This window comes from Escherichia sp. WS1450 (genome assembly GCF_046487395.1).
GTDB classification, from domain to species: domain Bacteria; phylum Pseudomonadota; class Gammaproteobacteria; order Enterobacterales; family Enterobacteriaceae; genus Escherichia; species Escherichia coli.
The window spans coordinates 44,352-66,262 of record NZ_JBJQJO010000023.1 but is presented as its reverse complement, the minus strand read 5'-3'; the positions used below and the strand labels follow the sequence as shown (position 1 = coordinate 66,262).

General features: G+C 41.0%; 17 protein-coding genes. 12 read left to right on the top strand and 5 right to left on the bottom strand.

What is annotated here, in order from left to right; all coding sequences use genetic code 11:
- Window positions 1-42: 42 nt before the first annotated feature.
- From ACJHYR_RS21615 to ACJHYR_RS21600, 4 genes are read right to left on the bottom strand one after another with little or no spacing between them, the layout of a single operon-like run.
- The gene (locus tag ACJHYR_RS21615; RefSeq protein ID WP_001572421.1) at window positions 43-432 is read right to left on the bottom strand and encodes a hypothetical protein; all 390 of its coding nucleotides are present in this window, start codon (window positions 430-432) and stop codon (window positions 43-45) included.
- Window positions 429-950, bottom strand: a complete 522-nt coding sequence (locus tag ACJHYR_RS21610; RefSeq protein WP_000598516.1) for a hypothetical protein — start codon at window positions 948-950, stop codon at window positions 429-431. The genes ACJHYR_RS21615 and ACJHYR_RS21610 overlap by 4 nt, the downstream gene beginning before the upstream one ends.
- Window positions 943-1,779: a hypothetical protein gene (locus ACJHYR_RS21605; RefSeq protein ID WP_042634275.1), complete on the bottom strand. Its 837-nt coding sequence runs from the start codon at window positions 1,777-1,779 to the stop codon at window positions 943-945. Before ACJHYR_RS21605 ends, ACJHYR_RS21610 begins: the two co-directional genes overlap by 8 nt.
- On the bottom strand, window positions 1,776-2,723 hold the full coding sequence (locus ACJHYR_RS21600; RefSeq protein WP_046788422.1) for a metallophosphoesterase: 948 nt from the start codon (window positions 2,721-2,723) through the stop codon (window positions 1,776-1,778). The genes ACJHYR_RS21605 and ACJHYR_RS21600 overlap by 4 nt, the downstream gene beginning before the upstream one ends.
- Window positions 2,724-3,086: 363 nt before the next feature.
- Here ACJHYR_RS21600 and parM point away from each other — a divergent pair, with 363 nt between their 5' ends.
- The 10 genes from parM (at window position 3,087) to trhN (ending at window position 17,727) form a co-directional block, all read left to right on the top strand.
- Window positions 3,087-4,124: a plasmid segregation protein ParM domain-containing protein gene (gene parM, locus ACJHYR_RS21595; RefSeq protein WP_000818955.1), complete on the top strand. Its 1,038-nt coding sequence runs from the start codon at window positions 3,087-3,089 to the stop codon at window positions 4,122-4,124.
- Between the two features lie 11 nt (window positions 4,125-4,135).
- Complete coding sequence (locus tag ACJHYR_RS21590; RefSeq protein ID WP_001107537.1) at window positions 4,136-4,774, top strand: hypothetical protein; 639 nt, start codon at window positions 4,136-4,138, stop codon at window positions 4,772-4,774.
- 403 nt (window positions 4,775-5,177) lie between these two features.
- Window positions 5,178-5,630 carry a H transfer determinant A gene (gene hdtA, locus ACJHYR_RS21585; protein ID WP_000952689.1) on the top strand — a complete coding sequence of 151 codons (453 nt, stop codon included), beginning with the start codon at window positions 5,178-5,180 and terminating at the stop codon, window positions 5,628-5,630.
- On the top strand, window positions 5,620-6,045 hold the full coding sequence (locus ACJHYR_RS21580) for a hypothetical protein (RefSeq protein ID WP_000836980.1): 426 nt from the start codon (window positions 5,620-5,622) through the stop codon (window positions 6,043-6,045). Before hdtA ends, ACJHYR_RS21580 begins: the two co-directional genes overlap by 11 nt.
- A gap of 8 nt (window positions 6,046-6,053) precedes the next feature.
- Window positions 6,054-6,608, top strand: coding sequence for a hypothetical protein (locus ACJHYR_RS21575; RefSeq protein ID WP_000235777.1), 555 nt, complete (start codon window positions 6,054-6,056; stop codon window positions 6,606-6,608).
- A gap of 119 nt (window positions 6,609-6,727) precedes the next feature.
- A complete protein-coding gene (gene rsp, locus ACJHYR_RS21570) occupies window positions 6,728-11,032 on the top strand; it encodes an IncHI-type conjugal transfer protein RSP (protein WP_001232107.1) in 4,305 nt (1,434 codons plus the stop codon).
- A gap of 277 nt (window positions 11,033-11,309) precedes the next feature.
- On the top strand, window positions 11,310-11,822 hold the full coding sequence (gene trhF / locus ACJHYR_RS21565; protein WP_001286759.1) for an IncHI-type conjugal transfer protein TrhF: 513 nt from the start codon (window positions 11,310-11,312) through the stop codon (window positions 11,820-11,822).
- On the top strand, window positions 11,809-13,320 hold the full coding sequence (locus ACJHYR_RS21560; RefSeq protein WP_001256133.1) for a TrbC family F-type conjugative pilus assembly protein: 1,512 nt from the start codon (window positions 11,809-11,811) through the stop codon (window positions 13,318-13,320). Before trhF ends, ACJHYR_RS21560 begins: the two co-directional genes overlap by 14 nt.
- Before the next feature lie 144 nt (window positions 13,321-13,464).
- Complete coding sequence (gene trhU, locus ACJHYR_RS21555) at window positions 13,465-14,520, top strand: IncHI-type conjugal transfer protein TrhU (protein WP_185681280.1); 1,056 nt, start codon at window positions 13,465-13,467, stop codon at window positions 14,518-14,520.
- Window positions 14,521-14,538: 18 nt separating this feature from the next.
- Complete coding sequence (trhN, locus tag ACJHYR_RS21550) at window positions 14,539-17,727, top strand: IncHI-type conjugal transfer protein TrhN (protein WP_000776705.1); 3,189 nt, start codon at window positions 14,539-14,541, stop codon at window positions 17,725-17,727.
- A gap of 28 nt (window positions 17,728-17,755) precedes the next feature.
- Here trhN and ACJHYR_RS21545 read toward each other — a convergent pair whose 3' ends face one another.
- Entirely contained in the window at window positions 17,756-18,628 is an 873-nt protein-coding gene (locus ACJHYR_RS21545; protein ID WP_000771832.1) for a hypothetical protein, read from the bottom strand.
- Between the two features lie 179 nt (window positions 18,629-18,807).
- Here ACJHYR_RS21545 and trhI point away from each other — a divergent pair, with 179 nt between their 5' ends.
- A complete protein-coding gene (trhI, locus tag ACJHYR_RS21540; protein WP_042634277.1) occupies window positions 18,808-20,592 on the top strand; it encodes an IncHI-type conjugal transfer helicase TrhI in 1,785 nt (594 codons plus the stop codon).
- A gap of 394 nt (window positions 20,593-20,986) precedes the next feature.
- Window positions 20,987-21,859: a hypothetical protein gene (locus ACJHYR_RS21535; RefSeq protein WP_000041927.1), complete on the top strand. Its 873-nt coding sequence runs from the start codon at window positions 20,987-20,989 to the stop codon at window positions 21,857-21,859.
- The last annotated feature ends 52 nt before the right edge of the window (window positions 21,860-21,911 follow it).

Here is a 21,911-nt window from a genome sequence, read left to right as displayed (position 1 = left end):
TGATGCAGTTCATATGATTTATATTTTTAATTTCTTGTTATATTAATATGGGGTGTGCGCAGGTTCAGACATATAAGGTCTTAGTTCTATATGAACAGAAGCGCCATTCCCATCATTTACTACGTTTAAAGGTGCTTTGCCCGGCAATGACATAGTTGCAACGTCAGGTCCAGAAACAGCAAAATTATTTTCTGCTGAAGGCATTACTGTAAAAATCTTTATAGCAACATTTTCATGTCTAAATAAAGAAATCCCAAAAGTAGAACCAGCTTCGGTATTGCTCACGTCCACAACCACAGGGGTTTTTCCTAGATATTCATTAGTTAGTATGTTTTTTACTAATGCCCCTTCCGGGACAGTATAGATACGGTATGGATATGCTAAAACTGAGTGACAAAAACATAATAAAATAACAATTAATGTTTTTTTCATAGATTATCCTCATTCAAAAATAAAAGATATAACTCTTGAAAATCGTGGTTATTAATTAGGTCCGCTTTTCCGGGAAAATCGTAACTAACAGAAAATAAAAGAGAAAGAGAATCTTTTCCTTTTGCTTTGGGAGAGATTCTGCTAAAAGCACGGTTAATAAACATAAGTTGATCTTCATTGTTGAAGCAAAGTCCAAGCATTCCAACCGTAGGAACTACGAATGTGCTTACGCTGCCTGGGGGCAAAAGTTGCTTACTACGGGCATTGTAAGCACAACGACTACCACCTAGCGTTAGGCCTGAAAGCTCAATAAAACTTCTGGTTCCATTCTTGGCGACAAGCCAAACATCAGTTCCTGAACTTTCGACACGTAAAGTAACTTTTCCGTCAGTAAAGGCCTCACTTTTATTGTATAGAATAGGGTCAAAACCAACTGTCGGGAGTTCTTCGATTTTACTTTCTACTGACTGACAACCAGTCAGTAATGCAAACAATAAAAGTGTGATAACTTTAATCATCCCGCTTCCTTAGATTGTTTTTGGCGCTGGTTATAAAAGATAATGATTCACCGGGGTAGAGAATTGTTTCTTTCGTCCAATAACGATAACCACCGAGGATATCTTTTCTTTTCTCAATATAAACCGGTTCAGAAAATTCTAAATGTTGATATTTCGGAAGAGATAAGATTTTATATTTTACTTGTCCAACTAAGAGGTAATTCTTCTCTTTAGGATTGATGGTTACTGAATTACCAACACTTTGAGGTATGTTAAGTTTTTTTATATTTAGATCAGAATCGTCAGGAACGGACACTTGATCATTAGATGTCTTTCCGGGAAGAGTAAACCCTTTACCCTGATCCGGTCCAAAGATGGCAATTACATCTTTGTTGTTTCTTGTGATCGAAACGATAGCCTGAAGGGGCGTATTAGCAAGGTCATTTATAAACGATATAGTTATACTTGATTTAGGCTCGACCCAAATAATGCTTTTTCCGGATGTGCCTTCGCTTAATGCAATTTTTTCATTTAGTAAGATTTTATTTTTGGCAATGATATTATACTCAAGTTTCGGTATCACCATAAAAAGTGATTCTTTATTTGAAACATTCATGATTTCTAAGAAATTGGTTTTGGTCATGCTGGTCTTTAGAACAGGCCTATATTTACCATTTATAAACCACCTTCCGTTTATAAGCTCCGCTTTAGCAGATATAAGTGAATCACTTTTCTGAGCGGCAGAAGAAAAAGCATCTTTTCTTTGCTCTTTCTCTTGATGTGGTGCAGCTGCTGCGTGAAGATGCAAAAGTAATGTTGAAATTGAGATAATCTTCCATTTTATCTTCATCTTGTTACCTCAATGTTGTTTTCAATCGAATCGAGTTCTAACGGATAGGTTTTAAGTGAATAAAACTTGTTTGTTGTTTGTATTAGCTGATGACACAATAAAACTGGATTGTTCTTCATGATTATTTCTACTAATGTAAGTGCTGGTGAGTCAGTTGGCGGTATACCCGGAGCAACTATTACCTGGTCTTCTAATTTTGACATATAGAGTGATCCAGTATTTATATGTAAACAATTACCGATCAGTACTGGAAGATTGTTTTGAGTACGACCATGGGCTTTTCGAATGCTGTTTACAGGATTCCTACCTAGGACCATAAGGTTGACGTCATTTATCATCATTGGTATTACGGCATGGTCCATACCGAATAGAAACTGGCTCTGAAAAATATTCACATTGGCATAGTTGAATGCTTGAAGCGCATTATAAGTATCAGTGAATGATGTGCGGATAGGGGCGTAATCAGAAGGGCAAACCCCAATTTTTATATCGCCTTTGAGTAAAATCTGCATCATCGTACCAAGCTGGGTATTAAGAAGTTTTTTTATCTCTTCCTCTAAATAGTAACGATTTACAGCTTTATGCCACTTTCCGCCCATTACACACCATCTCTCATTGAGGTATGTGCTGGGGTAAAATGTTCTCCGGTCTTTGTTTAATGGTAACAATTTTTTTAACATTTCTTCTCCGGCTCCGGCAGCTGAGAAATGCCTCACAAAACGTCCATCGAAAAAGCCACTGTTTATCGCCTTCATCAACTCTATGGGTTCCGGCCCATAGTCAAACAAATTTCCAGTAGAGAAAATTACTATCTCTTCTTCTGGCTTTGTAACTGATTGAATCAAGTTGCACAGCGCAGAGTAATGTCCATGAGGATCTGCCAGAAAGAAAATCCTTCCCGAGAAGTTTGTAAGGTCTATAGTTTGGACGTGCTCAGCTGCCATAAATTCCTCTACGTATGTTTACATCGATGATACGGTATTTCGAGCTATGATTTTTTTACATAAAGGCGTCATTTTGGATTCTAAGCCTAAGGACCTTTGTTACTTACTGGTAAAGGCTCCAGTCCTGGCTCTCAAACAGTTCATACTTAGGATGCAAAGTAACTTTCTGATTATAATTGGCTCCTTTATAAACATGTTTACTTCATGAATACAGGATATTTAACGGTAATGTATTTAAAATGGAAGGATGCTGAAATAACATAGAGTTACGTATTTTTTTAATAGTGTTGATGTTGATAATAGGTCACCATTAATGTATAAAGTTAATATCTAATATGGTCCTATTAATAAAAGAGAGTTTTTATGGCTGAACTATTAAAATCTGAAAGTCCTGTTTCACAATCATTGCAGGATATCACTGAAGCTTTAAAAATCGTTGTCGATGATGGAAGTAAAGCTGCAAAACTGGTTTGTCTTAATGAAAGAAACGAATTAGTTCCCTTGCTCACACAAAATAGTTTTGTTCCAGATTTCCGTGTTCGCCATGAGGGTCTCAATCCTTTTAACTATCTTATTGATGGGCTGGAAAGGTTTTCGCATCACAGCGAATCTAGTAACTCACTGGAATCGACTGATGTATCTCACCAATACGATGAAATTAGCCGGTTAAATGTTCACCATGCACTTCATGCTTCTGGTTTAGTTCCTCAGGATGTTCACCTCTTTGTTACTTTACCTCTTAGCCAGTTCTATACTGCTTTAGGGGAAACGAATATTGAAAATATTCAGAGAAAAAAAGATAACCTGATGAAACCAGTTGAGCGTTATCTTGACGGTAAACGCTATTCTTTCAACGTTTTGTCTGTGACTGTTTTCCCTGAATCTTTACCAGCTGTGACCCGGGCAGATGAAATTGAGGATATTGCTTCATTTGAATCAAGTTTGGTAATTGATCTTGGTGGTACTACTCTTGATGTTGCAAGTATTACTGGGCAATTAGAACAGATTTCGAAAGTAAAAGGTTTTGACCGTATTGGTTGTTCTATTGTTTACGATGAGATCAGCAGGTATCTTGAATCTGAGAAACTGAATACGAGTAATGCTTACATTCATCATCTTGTTGATAATCGTCATGATAAATCAGCTTTGAAGGTTGCAGAGGACAAGCGTGACGGTGTTTTTGATGCGGTAAACTCTGCGGTACAGAAGTTGCAAAGTAAAGTAATCAGAGCGGTTACACAAGTCGAAGAGAGGCCTCATAATGTTTTCCTTGTTGGGGGAGGTTCATATCTCATCGAAACAGCTATTCGTAAACATTTTGAAACGGCTAAAGTTATCATGGTAGACAATCCGCAGTTCGCATTATCTTTGGCAATTGCTGATACTATTTATTCAGAATAATGAGCTAGAACATGGCTAAAAACCCTATCTCAAATAAGGCAGATAACGACCGGATTCAGATCCGGTCTTTCTGGATATCCGAAAGAAAAGCACCCTATGTTTATAGTTTCTTGAAAAAAACAGAACTTTCTCATAGGGGTGACCAACTGGATTTAATTAGGTCGGCTATTAGTACCGGGTTGGTATTGAATAATTTATTTCCTGACTTGGCAAATTTTATAAATGGTTTAAACGAAAGATTAACACTTGCAGATCTTAATAGGTTTCTGAATGATGGAAATACTATAGATACTGAACCTAAGCCTCCTATTAATGTATTGCTAGAGAATGTCTTAGATCAAAAGTTTAAGGAGTATTTAACACCTCTACAATTAGATAATTCAAAGCAGGATTCTGTTTCTGTAAAAGAAACCTTCCTTGTACAAAAGGAACATGCCTGCTTTGGTGTGAAGATTGAAAATGAGGGAAGCGATACCTCTATACCATCTGAAAGCCCACTTTCTTCAGATGCATCCAAAATTTCAAAAGAAAAGTCCATTTCCGCTGTGGTGCCAGTGCTAGAAAAAGTATCGGATGAAAATCAAACCGCCTCCATAAGCATAAAATCTAAAGCTAAGGCAAACAAGCGACTGGCAACTTTGGCAAGATAGGTGAGAGACAGTACAATCGACTTCTGAGTTCCAACTTGTCTTACCAGGAAAGCCAGCATACTTGCTGGCCTTTTTTTTGTTATAATAATTTCAGGCTTCACCTGGGTATGTAAAATTACTGTTAATGAAACGGTATTTTAGGTTAATTTGGGTGCTGTTACAGGAAGTGCGGATTTTTCCTAAATTTGTAAAAAACCTAAGAATTATCTTAATAAATCTGGTACTTAATTATTATTTTACTTATAAAGTCTCTGTGCTTTAATGGTTATGTAAGGATTTTTTGATACCCTTATACCCGATGGACCTAAGGTCACTGACAACGATGTTCATGTAGAATCTTCGTTTCTGTAATCCCTTTTGTTCTTGTCCCAAATGTTTGATTATTATAATAAAGGCTGATCGAATGCTATCTCGCAACTCACTAATACATGGTTTACGCCGAGACCAGTTAATCGGAGTTCTGACTATTTCAGAGTTTCCGGTAGTTATGGTAGAAAGCCACTTCATTCAGTCTGAGGTTATGGGAATAAAACCCGTAATTTTTAATATTGATGAGCTTCTTGTTTCTATATCCCCAATTTCCTCTCTTAAGTTCGATTGGGAGTGGGCCCCAGTTGATACAATACTCATTGAAGTTATCATTCCACCTGTAGAGTCAGACCTTGTAAGTGCAGAAAATGACTTCCTCCGTGATTCTGGTATCGGCCATATCCAGTGCGAGCCTGGCGGAGCATCAATACGACGTACAGTTACCTTCGTTGGTGGAATAACCGCTGATAACTTACTGTATCAGTTGAGGCTTATGTGCGTAAGTGCGTTAAAACTTTTAGGAGAGGAACTGGGGGATGAAGTCTAAGATTAGATATGTTTTATCTGGTTTTGTTGTGATATGTGCATTTGCTGGAGTTTATAAAATCCTAAACAATGTTCCGGTTAAACCTGACCTTTTGGACTTCACTGGAAACACATTTAAAAAGACATCACTCTTCCTGCCATGTGATAAAAGCTCGCCTTCTTTAAACATTAAAATTGCTGATAACGAGAAAATCGTGATCAACGGCATCGCTTCAAAAGTAACTTTTGTTGAAAAGGCTGACCCCGTCAAAAGCCCTGGTTTTTGTGATGATCTTGATCTAAACAATTCTCGCCTTGTACATACGGCATCTTACAGCATGGTGATTTCTGAAACCAAAACAGGATATACACTCTCAAATTTCAAGCATCTTGCCGATGATGAATCATTAGGTGGTATGTGGTTTTATCAAAAGTGACTTTTTATATGGCAACTTCAGACTTCTCTCTTAAAAACCATAATGTAAAAGCTTTTGGTCAGGATGCAGCACTTGTCATTGAGATGAACAATGAAGATGTTAGCTCATCAAAACCTTCACCTTTTTCAAATGAGATTGATAATTATTATCTTACATTGCACGTCGCTCCGAGGAACGCCAAAAAAGATTATGACTGGGGCTCAAACCGTTCTGTACTTCTAAAATTGTCGACGAATGAAGTTATGCAGATGGCATCTGTATTTCTTAGAATCATGCATACTTTAAAAATTGATAAGAGGAAAACCTCACATCATGGCCACGTCGTATACAAAAATATAAGCGTTACCCCAAACGAGAGGGGCGGTTTGTTGTTATCAGCAGGGATAGTTCCAGTCGATAAAGACGGCTTAAAACCCTTCATGCACATGGTCCCCGTCTCACAAATGGACTGCGTTAAAATTGGCCTCTACATACTTGGATATCTTGCTCAAAAAACGCCTTGGGTAAGCTCCGAGTCTATAATTACCGCGCTTCGCTTATCTGAAGCCAAGAATTCAAAATAGCGTATTAACATACGGAATACATGGAAAAATACAGGTTTTTTTAAATATTATACGAACGGATATTTCTGTTTTTCATCGTAAAGTGAGTTTAATTTTGCTCAGAAAAACAGGTATTCGTCATGAGAAAATCAGGTTTAGGTTTAGCCCTGTTGTTTTCTTTAATTGCTCCGATTAAAGCGGTCTATGCCGAAGCGATTATGATTTCAGGAAAGCTACAGGCTGATTTGCCAGCCGTATCCTTTGACCCGGGGCCGGGCGACTTTGTTGCATACGTTAATTCTAACACTATCACTGCCTCAGGTGCAGGCACAGCCTGTAATGTAACGGTTGATGATCGAGCGACTTCCTCTGTTGATAACCTCGTTTGTTTTTTTGAGTGGTTACCCAATACCTTGGGATTTACTTCTAACGGTTTCACTCTTTCAGGCGTTCCCAACACCACCGGTGATTTAAAACTACCTTACAAGATTTCTTACTTCTCTGGTTCTGAACGGAAAAAAGTTGAAATAGTAAAAGGTGAATATTCAATCAAAAGTGTGGCACCGGTAAAACCTACTATCACCGGTCTTAAATCATCCCTGAACGGATTAGTCTATGACGGCTTTTCTTTCAAATCGTATTTAAAGGATGAAGCGATCAAAGATATCGCTGTTTCTGTTGAGCCCCGCAATTATATTCAATACATCTCAATAGGTTCAGGCTCCGCCTGTGAAGTTCCTATTGGCGGAACTTCCTGTACCATTGAAGTTGGAAGCATTAAGGCCAGTGATACAGATGAACTTTTGGGTTCACGTGATATCACAATTACAGCAAACTCTAAGAATAATTATTTCGCACCTCCTGAATCCAAAAAGCTTGTTGTTAACTGGGATTATCGGCCTCCTGTAGTAGACCATACACTTTGGAATTTTACCGATGAGGCTAAAACAATCAAAGTAGGTGGCCAGGACATCTATACCGGAGCCAAAACCGTTGCTGTGGCCGTTAAGGTACCCCAGCAAGAAACAGAAGGTGAATGGTGGCTCCCAACAGCTATGTCGCTCACTATGACTCCGGATGGCGTGTTTAAACCGACGACTAAAGTGACTTTAGATGATGGCACTGAGATTGATTTCAAACAGTCCTGGGCAACCCCTTTACGTAGAACTTTACAGCCGGTAAGTGGACCTCAAAAAGTCGGTGATGAGTACCTCTATATCTTCGACTTAACGGATCTTATAAACGGGTCCTACGCAGCGACTTTTACAGTAGAAAATACGAGCAAAAACTCTTCTACGTACACTGAGCCTGAAAGCAAACTGATGCTGTCTGATAACCCAACGCTTATGGTTCTCAAAGATGGGCAGGTATTAACTAAACGAGCACCCGTATACTTCCTGAACGAGATTATCGTTGCAGCTTTCCAGGGGCAGGCTGGGGTTGCTGACATAAAATCAGTAACAATAGACAACAAAGTAGTTTCGTTAACACCTACAAATTATAGAGGTATTTACTACCTGCCGGTTGGAGACGATTTAGCAGTTAATTCGGATCACGAGATTACTGTGGTGGCTGAAAACCTTTATGGAAAAAACGTTAATTTCAGTACCGTTTTCACTTATCAACCTACTGGATTCACTCTCAAGAATCTGGAAAAAAACGTAACTCTTTACTCGCGTGTACGTCAGTATACGGACCTGCTTAGTCAAACAGCTGGTGATAAATGCACTCTGTTTACCACAGAGGAAAATGCGAATGCTTACCTCGCCTGGTATGGGGAAAAATCAGATGTTACAGCATGCTACCCTCAGTGGAACAATGTCCCTGATGGGTTGGAGTTCTATTTTAAAGGACGTACCCCGGGTCTAACTGGATTCTTTAATAAAACAGGTGAGAATCTGCTCGACTATCAAGTCTATATGATTAACGGGAAGGGCTCTAAAGCGGTATCCGCAAGGAATCGCCGTACTCTGACCACACAATTACCATACAACCCGATCATCTCTTACAAAAAGAATAAAGTCATAGCTGGCATCAATCCGAACACTGCTCTGGCTTATACGACCGGGGGGGAGGCCGCTCGAATATTAGCGAAGGTGGTACCAGCTGACGTTACGATGATCGTCTCTCAAAACGGCTCTGAGGCTGTCAAAACGTCATTTAAAAATCGTTCCTCAAACAACGATGCAACGACCTTTGTACAAAGGGTTAAGGTTGCTGCTGCACCATTGTGGACAAAGAACGTCTTTGACATAGCTGTAGAATACTCAAAGGATCCAGAATTAAGAACTACAGACACACTCAACGTATATACGGTGCCTGATTTCAATATTCGAGCATCGATGGAAGTGGATGACAGAAAAACAGCCACATCTCTTGAAGTGCCCTTAAAGGTAACAGTGGGGCGTTATAACAACTCCACACGTAAAAGTGCATTTGACCGTAAAACAATGGGAGAATGGGACGTCACGATATACTCGCAAAAAAGTGTATACGGCAAAGATCCAGAAACAGGCCGTTATAAAACTACATACGAAAGAACTGCGCTGACTGAAGCATTGCCGGTCAATGATGCGGGCATTGTCGAAACCAAGATTAAAATTGAAAATATGGATCTGGGTAATATGCGTCTGGTTGGTGTGGCTAAGGTCAGATCGCCATTCTCTGATTTTGAAATGAAACGTGAGACCAGTGCTGTAGGCATTCGAATCTATAAAGGTGAGGAACTGGAGGGTAACCTGTCGAAAAGCCTTATTATCGGAAGGATCCCACTTAGTACTCTGGTAAGCTTCAAATCTGCCAGTACTGCTAACTCTGACGCACTTGCCCCCACCGAATGGCAGCAGTCCTCTGATAATGGTCAAACCTGGAATATGCTTTCCGACATGACCGGAAAGAGAAGTGTAAGTATCAAAAAGACAGAAGTAGGAAAGTGGCTTTATAGGGCAAAAATGACCAATAAATTCACATCTAAGGTTTCCTACACAGATGCCTTAACGGTAGTTACCTACAAGCAGCCTAAGCTCAGTATAGATGTGACAGACATTCTTCAGGGCTCAGATGTACCTGTAACCCTGCTTGATAACGATGAGCCTATACCAGCAGGCACCGCTGAGGTTCTCTGGTCAGAGGATAAAGTCAACTGGGTGCAGGGAGATACAACTTACACTGTGGCTTCAGCTGATACCCTACCGTCTACGATTTATGCCCGGATGCGTTACCTTGATTCCGATGAACTGGCAGAGGAGTCTTCATGGAAGGAAACGTCTGCTCGGTTGGCAGCCGCAAAACCCAAGCGCCTTTCTGTCTCGGTAACGGGGGTTTCTAAGGTAGAGGTTGGTCAAAAAGTTACTTTGGAAGGTAAGTTCACGAACCCTAACAGTAAGTACCAGAATGGTAATAACGTAGTTGAAGAATGGAAAACACCGGATGGCCAGACATTTAAAGGCTCTACACTGTCTGTTACCCTTACTGAGCAAATGTTGGATAAACAGGGATATGCTGCTTTTGAATACAGTGCATGGTTAGCGGACAATAAGGAGAATACGGTTTCTACCCGTAGAGTTTCTGTCAAATCGTGGGTTTATAAATTCCCCGAAATGAAAATAAGCTCCAAACTTAAATACGACATGGCACCGACCACCCTACGCGTTGCGTTGAGCGGTATTAAGGATGGAGACTATCCTGGTGTTACTTATTCCCGAGAATGGATTTACGACAAAGAGAATCTGGTAATCACTAAAGATGAAGGTGACACCAAAGAATTTACAATTGAAAATCCTGGCAAATATACATTGATGGTTGTTTTCAAAGATAACCGCAACAATGAACAGCGTATCGAAAATACCTTTGTTGTCGATGAACAAACGCCAATGAACGTTGAGATGACACCCAAGTTCTCTAACAAATATATGAGAGCTCCACTCGATGTAACCTTAAGGTCAAACATCAAGCTATCTCATTCGGCGGACTCGATAGATACGGTCACATACAAGGTGAACGGTGAGGTAATACCCAGCGGCAAAAATTATTGGGCTCAACTGATTTCGGGTTTAAAAGAAAAGAAATACGAGATCACAATTGATGTTGTTAGTAAACTTGGACAGAGAGGTTCAGCATCTGTTGAGTTTGATGTCGTTAAAAACGCAGTGCCTAATTGTACATTGAGCTACACGGAAACCAACCTAAGCTGGAGCTTTACCAATAAATGTGATGATACTGATGGAAAAATGGTTAGATATGAATGGTTCATCAACGGCGAATTAAGGAACGTTTTCGGTAGTACGGCTACACTTTCTAAAAACCTTAACCGTGGTAAGCAGGACATAAAAGTAATTGCTTATGATGATAGTGGAGACTTTGCAACGCAGCACGTGACAGTTTTCGGACCGGCTGAAGAGGCAAGTAAGTCTGAAAACACTGTATCAATACCAAGCAGTGAGTAATAAATTTTTAAATATAAAGCCGGGACATTTTGTCCCGGCTTTTTTATGCCCAACAATTGGACCTTTGAAAAATTAATACCGGAAAGTAACTTTGCTACAAAGGTATCTTTCATGGCCGCTAACAAGGCTGCGTCTACATGCTGAGAAATTAACATCCTTATAGGTTAATATTAGGTTAGTTTGCAGACTTCCGAGCGTTGAAAAACATGGATAATAGTTACTTGGATAGAGGTGTATCTACTTAGTAAAAATATTCTTCAGTGCTAGTGAGAAAAATATGAGCGACTACATACCTAAAAAGAGAGGGCTGCTTATACTGGATTGGTATGTCCCCATTAATATTTTATTGCTGATTCTCGTTATGTGTGTCTTTTTCACCCGTTATACATTTGGATACGGTTTATTGAATGGGTGCCTGCCTGCTGATTTTTATATGATTGATCATTCGGATAAAACTATTAAAACTGGTGAACTCATAGCTTTCAACATGCCGAAATCGGTTCGTTTTATCCCAGAAAATGAACGAGTCATAAAAATTGTTGCCGGTGTGGGCGGTGACAAACTCAAAGTAACAATGGATGGGGTTTATAACGGGGACAAATTTTTTGAAGCTAATGCACGTCGTATTTCAAAGAAATACAGTATTCCGTCCATTTTGATTGAAAAAGAATTGATAATTCCTGAAGGCGAAGTTTTCCTAATTGGGCAAACCGATCACTCATGGGATTCCCGTTTTTGGGGAACAGTAAAGCTGAATTCAGTAATTGGGAAAACATATGCGATCTTTTAATGTAAATAAAAAATATTTACCAATACTTCCTGGACTTGCGTTATGTGCAGTTTTAAGTAATACAAATGCAAGCACTGAGTATCAACATGATGCTGACCTAATCGCTCAGCAAGCAAAAGGGCTTGGCGCTCAGGCTAAAGGTGCACAGCAGCCAGATGGGGCTCTTAGCCTTGATGCTACGCTAAATTCACCAGATGTGCAGAAGTACATTGCGCAAGCTGAAGCACTCAAAAAAAACCAGGACCTGAGCAGGCAAACAAACCGTGGTTACGTGCCCGGTATGAATGCGGATAGTGTTCAAGCAGTTATAGACCATACCCAGGCTATAAGGGCCCAAAGTAATAACTCTGATGCTGTCAACGATATAATTAGAAGACGTGATGAAATTCAGGAAAACGCCAGCCTTAATGAAGCGGCTCTGAAAGCTGTGGAAAATAAGCCGGAAGTCATGCGAGGACAATCTAAAAATATCGAAAAATTGTTTGGTTCCTCGGGCATCACAGCTGCTGACTTCGAAAGAAAAATGGATAGCACACGTGAAGAAGCACTATCAACTGAAAATGGTATAACGATCTTTGCTTCATTTAGCTTACCGGATTATGTACTGGAAGACCTTTTACGTACGGCCTCAGAGCATAAAGCTCGTGTAGTTTTCAATGGTCTAAAGAAAGGAACTACTCGGCTACCAGAGACACAGGCAGCAATAAACCAAATGATTGTCAAAGGAAAATTTGAATCTCCTTTGATTACAATTGATCCTGATAGCTTCAGTCAGTATCAAGTAACTCAAGTACCGACAATTATTTCTCGGGAGCAAGCTCGTTTTGCAAAAATGGTAGGGTCCTTCAACGTTGAGTTTTTTCAGCGAGAACTTGCTAAAAAACCCGATCAGGACATTTTTCCTGTTGCTGGTACGATTTATCCCGTTGAAGAAAAGAGCATCATTAAAGAACTGGAAGAACGCGCACAAAAATATGACTGGGAAGGTGCAAAAAAAAGGGCCGTTGCGGACACCTGGAAAAATCAATGGATGGTCGATCTCCCTCCTGCCCAGGAACACAAAGAATTTTTAATTGACCCTACAGTGAGGGTCACTCAGGACGTAAAAGATAAGCAGGGCCGTGTAATAGCTTCCGCCGGTGAGTTGATTAATCCACTTTCGAGATTTCCTCAAAACCTGACGATGATAATTTTCGATCCACTCAATCCGGGCCAGCTGGTATGGGCTGAGCAGCAGTATCGACAACGTCTGGGTAGTGGAAAAGTAATGCCAATGTTTACCCGTATCCAAAAAGATAATGGATGGGATCACCTAAATGATTTACGTGAAAAATTTAACGGTAAGGTGTTTAAAGTAAACGAACAGATTATCTCACGCTTTCAGATTAAAAATACACCTGCGCTTATAACTACTGACCAAGATAAATTCCGGATCACCCTGTTTAGCGAGGCAGAAGTCCGTGGAATCGGAGCCCCAAATCTTTCAGAGGAAAAATAATATGAAACTCGGATTTATTATAGGCGCTCTCTTTGCAACATGGCTGACGCTAAATTATCCGGACCAGATGAGAAGTTATTTTACCAAAGCCGTCGACTATATCGAAAGTGTTGCAACATTTATTACATCCAAGTGAGCATGATGGTGAAAAAATTCAAAAAGTTACTTTTAGAGTTCATTGTAGCAGTTATGCTTTCGCTTTCTATACCTGGTATGGCTATGGCAGCAGATGCTGGAGTCCCTGGGGCTATGTGTCAGTCAGCTGGAGTGTGGCAGGGCTTGATTAAGAATATCTGTTGGAGCTGCATTTTTCCCATGAGGATAATGGGCATAGGGGCTGCTCCAGAAGGCGCTGCACCTTCACGTCCGGGTTGCTACTGCACAGATCAGAACGGCGTACCGGAAATAGGTTGGCAATTGAGCTTCTTTCAGCCGGTGAAGATTGTAGAAGTTGTAAAGAGCCCCTGGTGCAGCCCCTTTCTTGAAGGCGCGATGCTTCAAAAATCGCAGTTTGATATTGGTAAAAGCAACACTAATCAGCCAATGACAGCAACTGAAGCCGGATTTTACGATGTTCATCTTTGGGAGTTCCCAATCATGACAATGCTCAAATTACTGATTATTGGCGAGTGCACTGCTGAACCCTATATAGATGCCAGCCTGACCTATATAAGCGAAGTGGACCCTATGTGGGAAAGTGATCTGCTTACACTCGTCCTGAATCCCGAGGCAGTAGTTTTTGCAAACCCAATTGCCTCAATGGTGTGCGCTGCTGACTGTGTAGCAGTAACAGCAGGAAAGGATAATCTCGCTGCATACTTTTGTGCCGGATGCGATGGCAACCTTTACCCATTAACCGGCCACATTTACGCAAATGATGACGCTGTAAGGACGAGTTCACTGATTACCCAGCGTCTTCTGACAAAACTACATCGCCAAGGCATGCTGATGCGAACGATGGGAGCAGACGCAATGTGTGAGAAAACGTGGGAATACTTTACACCACGTTCCCAGTATCGGCTTTCAATGCTTTTCCCTACTCCTGAGGCGAAGGGACCGGATTGCTGTCATCGTCTTGGTGATTCGGTACACGACTGGTCAACCCTTAAAGGTGGGCGCAAAAAAATAGGCAACGATAATTATGTCTATATGTTGTGGCGTTACAATGACTGTTGTGTTCGCTACGTTCCAGGCGTTTGATTTCTAAGGAGAAAATAAGTGAAACTTAGAAAAACAATCACCTCAGCGATTATTGCATCAATGGTTGCCAATACTATGAGTTGGGCTTTTTATGTCACACTCATAAACATGGTAATGACACCACGTGTTTACGCTGCTGACGCTATATTTGACCAGCTCGAAAATAATTTTAACCTTGCAAATCCTAACGCAAATCGCAATGCAACCACCAGTGCTCAGGACATTGTGGAGAAATACAAGAACGCGGATTCAGGCGAGAATGTCAGTGGGAAGATCACCGAGAAATACGTGGGTAAAGCCGAATCCGCTAATCTTAATCTCGGGAAGTATGGGGCAGGGAACTCTAATGAAAGTGTCATGAAAAATGCCGCATCCGATGGAAAGTCTATTGGTAGCGCCGTACAACTGCCGAGTATGTCTGGAGGGACAATCAATTCAAACTACACCAAGGAAGGGGCAAAGCTGCTCTCTCGTGATGCTAATGGCAACATTGGTATAAGCAGTAATCCCAATACTACTCCTGGAACCAAAACAAATACGGGAGAGATTTTCAGCTCAGAGCAAAAGCACAGCGATATAAAGTTCAACGCCGCAGATCGTTATGGGGATGAGGATGGCTTTGTTAACGATATAAAGAATCGGAAAAGCCAGTTATTTGATGCTCAAAGTTATGATGGCGTTGCCTACCGCACCCTCGTAAATGCTAACAAGGACAACCCGGCATCGTCTGTAAAGCCTAACGATCCCATGTTTACTGCGGGGAGAAATGAGATAACCAATGCTGTTGCTGGTACTGGAAACTGGCTTCAGAACTGTAATGTTGAGACCTCCAAAAAAACAGTAACCACACACTATCCTGATTACAAAGAGTTCTACTGTAACTCGCCTAAGCAAGATAACTTCAGCAGCTGCACGATAACTCGTGACTTCTCTGTTCCTGTATACATTTCAGGCGGAAACGGAGACATGTCGATGTGCGGCGATAATTGTGTGCGTATATGGTTTGGTCGCCGTGATGACAACTACTGGAGTGACGGGGTATTTGATAACGAACTGACATTAAAATTCCATCCGGATGCAAAATTGGCCTCAGCAAAGATTGTTAACGCGGAGTGGGATGACCACATGCGGGTAACACTTGATGGCACGCAGATTTTTGCTCACATAGATGGTGCATATCGAGAAAGTGACTATCCGGCTCCAAAGGGATCTTGGGAGTTAAAAAAATCGTGGAAACTCGACAAAGTATACGATGTAACTGAAAAGGTCAGAAAATCAGTTTATGAAGAACCTGATCGTGAAGTGACAATGGCATCCAGAGTCTGGGTTGGTGGGGGAGGTGAAGGGTACTTTGAGGTTGAGCTGACGTTTGAAAATATGAAGCTCGAAGATAAGCACGTCCAGGAACCAGCTGGTTGTTACGATGCTGTACAAACACCAAATACATTCTGCCGTTTCGATCGGTTTAAAGATATGGATGTTGGCACGAAGCGGCTTCCGGAAAGCGTGCTTTCTATGGCAAAGCCGCTGTATGAAGGCGATAAAGGCTTTCTTACCTGGAAGACTAACCTTGAAGGCTATTTTTGTGATCCATTGGCTAAAGACAAGATTTGCTCTTATGACGCCAGTGGGAAAATTATGAAAGACGCTAATGGAAAGGACCTCTGTTACAACTACGAAGAAATTAAGAGTATGCCTGATGCATGTAGTTCTTATAAAAATGATGCAGCATGTGTACTCGATAAACAAACATGTGCAGAGGGTTGGTTCGATGAGGGCACTAACAGCTGCTACATGTATGAACAGAAATACACCTGTGACAGAGGTAAGGATGTAGTTCGTGAGGTTGAATCTTCTACAAATGCCTGTGTTGGCATGATCCCATGTTCTGGAGGAACATGCGAAACTGGGCCAAAGGAAGAGAACAACGATTTTGGAAAAGTTGCGGCTTATTCAAACATGGTTCAGTACATGCAGGGCGAAGCCAAATGCGAAGACCCTAACGATGCCAATTCCTGTTCTGTCTTTGAAGGAAAACCTGAATGGTGTGGTCGTTCAGTAGGCTTTGTAAATGGCCTGGCAAAGACGGACTGCTGCGAAGCACCGCAGGGAACCGCAGGAGCACTTGAAGGTATCATGCTTGCCGGATCTATGATCAGAAACACTAACTGGACCAGAGTTAATGCTCAGCTAATAAAATGGACCGGCGGTGATACAGGTACATGGGCTTCTATGTCCAATGCGGTCGGTGAGTGGACTGCATCAGCTGGTAAAACAGTAGGGCAAATGTGGAACAATGTCACGAGCTCCTTAACGAGCGTATATGAAAACGTCGCTGGTAATCTAAGCAGGGCAGTTGGGTCTTCCGCAACTTCTGGAGGGGCAGGAGGTGCTGGCCAGTTGGCACAGGAAACAATGTCCAGCTTCGGTATAGGTCAGCTTAAGCAGATGGCAATGAAGAAAGCCTACGAATTGCTACCAGATACAGTTCGAGACTTTGTCTTTAAGAACGTTGCTACTACCGGAGGAGAGGTTGTCTTCTCGGCTGCGGTTCAAAACTTTATGCTTGCATTAAACGTGATCGGTTGGATTTATACAGCCTATCAGGTCACTAAAATGCTTTTAGAAATGTTGGTAGCATGCGACCAGAAAGAGATGGAAGCTTCTATTCATAAGAATCAAAAATCCTGTTTTACATTAGATACGGAACGATGCGTCAAATATCTGAATGTTGGTTTCACAAAGAAATGCGTTAAAAAAGCAACAGACATGTGCTGTTATAATTCCATGTTGTCACGCGTTATTATGCAACAAGCTTATCCGCAATTAGGAATAGACCCTGTCGCCTCTAATTGCGTGGGGCTATCAATAAAGCAAATACAGCAACTGGATTTCGATAAAATTGATCTGACGGAGTGGATTAATGATGCAGTTCAGGTAGGAGAAGTTCCTGATCAATATTCAAAATTCTCCGAAGAATCAATTGTGGAAAACTTACCATTCCAGAATGAGAACTATCAACTTCCATCAGAACGTACCAAGGAAGCAATGGGCGGTGAAGAAAATATGATAAAGGCCAGACAAGAAAATGCTCAGGCTATAAAAGAGGAAAATGTAGATTGTAGCTATTTACCTCGACCGGCCATATGTGAGGTAGGTTCAACTACGCTGGATCCGGTTACGGGCAAGCAGTTGCCGAAATATTGAAGAAGGGGCCGTTAGGCCCCTTTTTTAATTACTTGGCTTTCAATGTTTTTTCTGGGAAGCCTTTTTTACCGTATTCACCGGTAAAGAGGTAATAATCTTTTCCGTTGATGGAGGCTGCAACACCCCCTGGAGTTGTTGTATTTGGGCTATCAGAACGGAAAATGATACCCGAAAAATCAGCGCTTGTTTCGTTTCCTTTAAATGGGATGAACACATAACGAATTACAGCGTAATCACCAGCGGGAAGGTTTAGCTGAGGAATTTCGGTTCCTGTTGCGGGGCGAATCGCCTGAAAGCTGTACATTGAATCTGTAGGGAAAACATCAGCATCAGGCTTAGAGGGCAGATCACAGGTACTCCATTTATTGACGACTGCCATATCAATTTTACATGTGGCCAGAGCTGCTTTCTGTTTTTCAGGGTTGTATCCAAATGAGGCCTGAGTTGCTTTTGTATGCTCAAAAACATACTTAGCTCCTTCACGTACCAAACTTTCATCATTGTAAGGCAATTTTTTTGGATTGGGGACGAACACTAGGTATTGATTGACCTGGATGTATTCGGCGTCAGAAGAACTGTACAAAGAGCCGAGGCTCATGATCCCAAAACCTTTTAGACCGCCTGTTACGTAGCCCATCGAACTATTGATGAGATACTTAGAAAGAAAGTTGTCGGCATCCCCTCCAGGAGTAACCTCTTGCTCCTTAAAATTAACGTCGAAACCAGCAAACGAATAGGCATTCTTGGCGACAGAATCATTTGCTTTAGCATGCCAGTACTGGCCGTGACTGTACGCATTCAGAGCGGTGCCTGGCGTAGTGCCGGTGTCACCGGCACAACCCGATAGGGAAAAACCAATGACGACAGAAGAGACCAGAGATACTAAACGTAAAAGTTTCATTTAAAGCCCTTTTTGTAATGTCTTTTGGAGATGGAACCATTATTCCATAGTCACGCGTTTCACAAACAACCTGATTGCATAAAAAAGGAAAAAAAGTGATTTCCAGTAGAACCAGCAGTACACAAGAAAAGCGCTTTTATAAAAATGTATAATTATTAAAACGAAGTAATGAGGTTGAAATGGGTAAGCCAACAGAAGAGCAAAGACCTGTTATCGAGAATGCTAGCGCAAACAATATGGTGATAGCAGCGCCTGGATCAGGCAAATCATTCACCATGATAGAAGCGGTTATATCGATTCTCAAAAAGTATCCATATGCAAGAATCGGGATGGTGACCTTTACTCGCGCTGCAACAAACGCACTTGCAGCAAAGTTACAAAAGCGATTGAGCAAGAAGGATCTTGACCGGGTGCTGGTGGATACTTTTCACGGACTCGTTAAGAAGCAACTGGACATGATTCGCTGGCCGGGAAAGATGTTGATAGGGCCAGCACAGAGATCTGTCATTCACCGGGCTTTGAAAGAATCCGGTGTAACGATGAAGTTTGCTGAAGCTGAATTCGTTATTGATGCTATCGGCAGAGAAATGGATACGGATGTGATTTCAGTTCGGCATAACAGACAACAGATCCATTTATTTAATACCTATCAGGCGTTATGCCAGAAAGACCATGTGGCGGACCTCAATGCTCTTTCAAAATTTGTTGTCGGTCAAATGCATTCGGGAAAAATGCGCACGTTAGATTTGACACATTTGATAGTAGACGAAGTTCAGGATACTGACTCTATACAATTCTCATGGATAGCATTGCATACAAGAGCTGGAGTCTATACGAGTATAGTTGGAGACGATGATCAGGCCATCTACTCCTTCAGATCCTCAGGAGGAGTCAAAATATTTCAACAGTTTGAAAAACACTTCAGACCTAACATATTTTACTTAAACACATGCTTTAGGTGTGAACCTGAAATTTTAGAGGTGGCCGGAGCACTGATAGGAAAGAATGTTTACCGTTATGCCAAAGAGTTACGCTCGGCAAAAAAGGGAGGAGGAAAGGTCACTTTTCGTTCATATGTAGATATGGAGGAACAGATACAGGGTATTTTAAGCCTTATAAATCAGGATCCACATGGATGGGCAATTCTAAGCCGCAATAATGCTCACTTGGATGAGCTAGAAAGTTTGATCGAACAGCCAGTAATTCGTTACGGAGGTAAATCATTCTGGGATGAAAAAGAAACAAGCGATGTGTTAAGCCTTATGGCCTTTTTCCGACAATCAAATGATCCTCGCTTAATGAAGAGAGTATTGGCATTGTTTGGAGAACAGGAATCAGTTTTGGATGATGTGGCATTGAGTATGAGAGGAAGAAAAGTTACTTTTGGCGACCTTGCCATCCCGGAGGACAGTTCTCTCGAAACAAAAACATTACATTCAAACTTCGTGCGCTTTACCCAGGAAAGTACTGATAAAGTTGAGATAGCAAAACGTTTCGCCAACCTTACGAAATGGATGGAATCGTCGTCAATCAAGATGAGGAGTAATAAAGGTACAGCAACCTTAACAAAAATTGCTTTAGACACTTGTAAACAGTGGGCAGAAAAGACTGGTTGGATGAATATGATCAATCGTGCTGCTGCAATGTCATTAGGCCCTAGGAAGAAGGACGAGGAATACAGCCCAGAGAAAGTAGTCCTATCAACCTTGCATGGTTCAAAGGGTCTTGAGTGGAATAAAGTAATAATAATGAGTTGTAATGCGGATCAGATACCAAGTAAAAGATCAGTTGGGGAGGAGGCAATAGAAGAAGAAAGACGTTTGCTTTATGTTGGATTTACGCGTGCAGAAAAGCAACTTTTTGTAATGTGGTATGGTGACCCTTCTTTCTTTTTAAGAGAATGCAGTGAAGAAAAGATAAAAGAAGCAGCTAATATTCGAATTTCTCCAGTTTATACAGAATAATTCGATATGGGCATTTACTTATGCTTAAAGCTATAGTATAAAAACAATGAGCTTAAATATCAGCTCCCAAATTTGAGTAACTTTGCTTAAAGTTACTTTCGCGTTAAGCGTTGATTTAGCCGTGAAAAGCGGCCAGCTTAAACAAGCTGTAAGACACCACCGGCAAAATGTCACCTTTGTCGCTGGTGCACTTCCCATGCCTGAAAAAGGCAATCTGAATTTACCAAACCGTAACTAATTTAGCTCCTCCTGGAGCTATTTTTGTTGCGTACTTCTAATGCCAGATAGTATAAATCAGGCGGTTCATAGCTTACGGGAGATGAATGACAGGCTTTGCCTTCGTGTTGAAACAAAAAATTGTTTCTTCCTTCTTACTATATATAGGTGACCCCAAATGTCTAAAAATAAAGCTCGCAGTAAAGCCCTTCATCAAACCTTTAGTGAAATTATTCCAGAGATGGATAAGGCGCTAAACAAACAGCTCTTAGAAGTTCTGATGAAATATACAGAACGTGATAATGAACTGATTGTTATTTTGAATGAGGACGGCCCAAATATCATTGAACTTAAGTCTCTTAAGCCTGTGTCTTTGTTGGCCGAAAAGCTTTCTGCTTATTCAAGCTATTATCATGTGGATGTTGTGGAGCTCGTGGTCAAGAAAATTGATTTCGAAGGAGCTTATAAGCTTCTTAAAGCTTCCCCAGATGTACCACTTTTTAAAAGCTTAACTGAACTGGATAAATATCTTGTTGAGGAGTTTGAAAAATACGGATTAAATTCATTTCTTGACGTGGATAATCTGGATTACTCACTTGAAAAAGCCAGTGAACTCAAAAATGAGCAGTTAATAAATTGGGTTTCGGACATCATTTGCAAACGTGAAAAATTAACTTTACGTAAGCGTTTTGATGTCGCAGTAAAGGCCCACTACGAAAATGTAGAAAAAATGTATGATACCATTCGTCCGTTAATGAAAAAACTGGGTTTCCCAGAAGATCTCATGACGCACACCTTTAGTGAGTTAAGCGTTTTTGAAACTAAAGGATGGGACCATGCAATAAAATCGAAAATTGAGACTCTCGCTAAGCGTGAAACTCAATATTTAGATGATGCGGCTAAAGCAGAGAATCGACGTCTTGTAACAGAGAAGTTGGAGAACTCTTTAGCGATTGCACCAACTAAACCAACAAGAAATTGGTTACATATTGCCGGAATTGCCTGTTTGGTAGTCTGCACGTTCATGTATGTAACTAATAAATTTATTTAATCCTGTTAAGGGGGAACCCTAACGGGGCTTCTCTTTGAACAAATCGAGGAGC

Coding starts and splice junctions, on each gene's coding strand:
- ACJHYR_RS21535 (WP_000041927.1), top strand. CDS start 20,987: ATGTCTAAAAATAAAGCTCGCAGTAAAGCCCTTCATCAAACCTTTAGT.
- ACJHYR_RS21590 (WP_001107537.1), top strand. CDS start 4,136: ATGGCTAAAAACCCTATCTCAAATAAGGCAGATAACGACCGGATTCAG.
- ACJHYR_RS21580 (WP_000836980.1), top strand. CDS start 5,620: ATGAAGTCTAAGATTAGATATGTTTTATCTGGTTTTGTTGTGATATGT.
- ACJHYR_RS21575 (WP_000235777.1), top strand. CDS start 6,054: ATGGCAACTTCAGACTTCTCTCTTAAAAACCATAATGTAAAAGCTTTT.
- parM (WP_000818955.1), top strand. CDS start 3,087: ATGGCTGAACTATTAAAATCTGAAAGTCCTGTTTCACAATCATTGCAG.
- trhI (WP_042634277.1), top strand. CDS start 18,808: ATGGGTAAGCCAACAGAAGAGCAAAGACCTGTTATCGAGAATGCTAGC.
- ACJHYR_RS21560 (WP_001256133.1), top strand. CDS start 11,809: ATGCGATCTTTTAATGTAAATAAAAAATATTTACCAATACTTCCTGGA.
- ACJHYR_RS21545 (WP_000771832.1), bottom strand. CDS start 18,628: ATGAAACTTTTACGTTTAGTATCTCTGGTCTCTTCTGTCGTCATTGGT.
- ACJHYR_RS21600 (WP_046788422.1), bottom strand. CDS start 2,723: ATGGCAGCTGAGCACGTCCAAACTATAGACCTTACAAACTTCTCGGGA.
- ACJHYR_RS21605 (WP_042634275.1), bottom strand. CDS start 1,779: ATGAAGATAAAATGGAAGATTATCTCAATTTCAACATTACTTTTGCAT.
- hdtA (WP_000952689.1), top strand. CDS start 5,178: ATGCTATCTCGCAACTCACTAATACATGGTTTACGCCGAGACCAGTTA.
- ACJHYR_RS21610 (WP_000598516.1), bottom strand. CDS start 950: ATGATTAAAGTTATCACACTTTTATTGTTTGCATTACTGACTGGTTGT.
- rsp (WP_001232107.1), top strand. CDS start 6,728: ATGAGAAAATCAGGTTTAGGTTTAGCCCTGTTGTTTTCTTTAATTGCT.
- ACJHYR_RS21615 (WP_001572421.1), bottom strand. CDS start 432: ATGAAAAAAACATTAATTGTTATTTTATTATGTTTTTGTCACTCAGTT.
- trhF (WP_001286759.1), top strand. CDS start 11,310: ATGAGCGACTACATACCTAAAAAGAGAGGGCTGCTTATACTGGATTGG.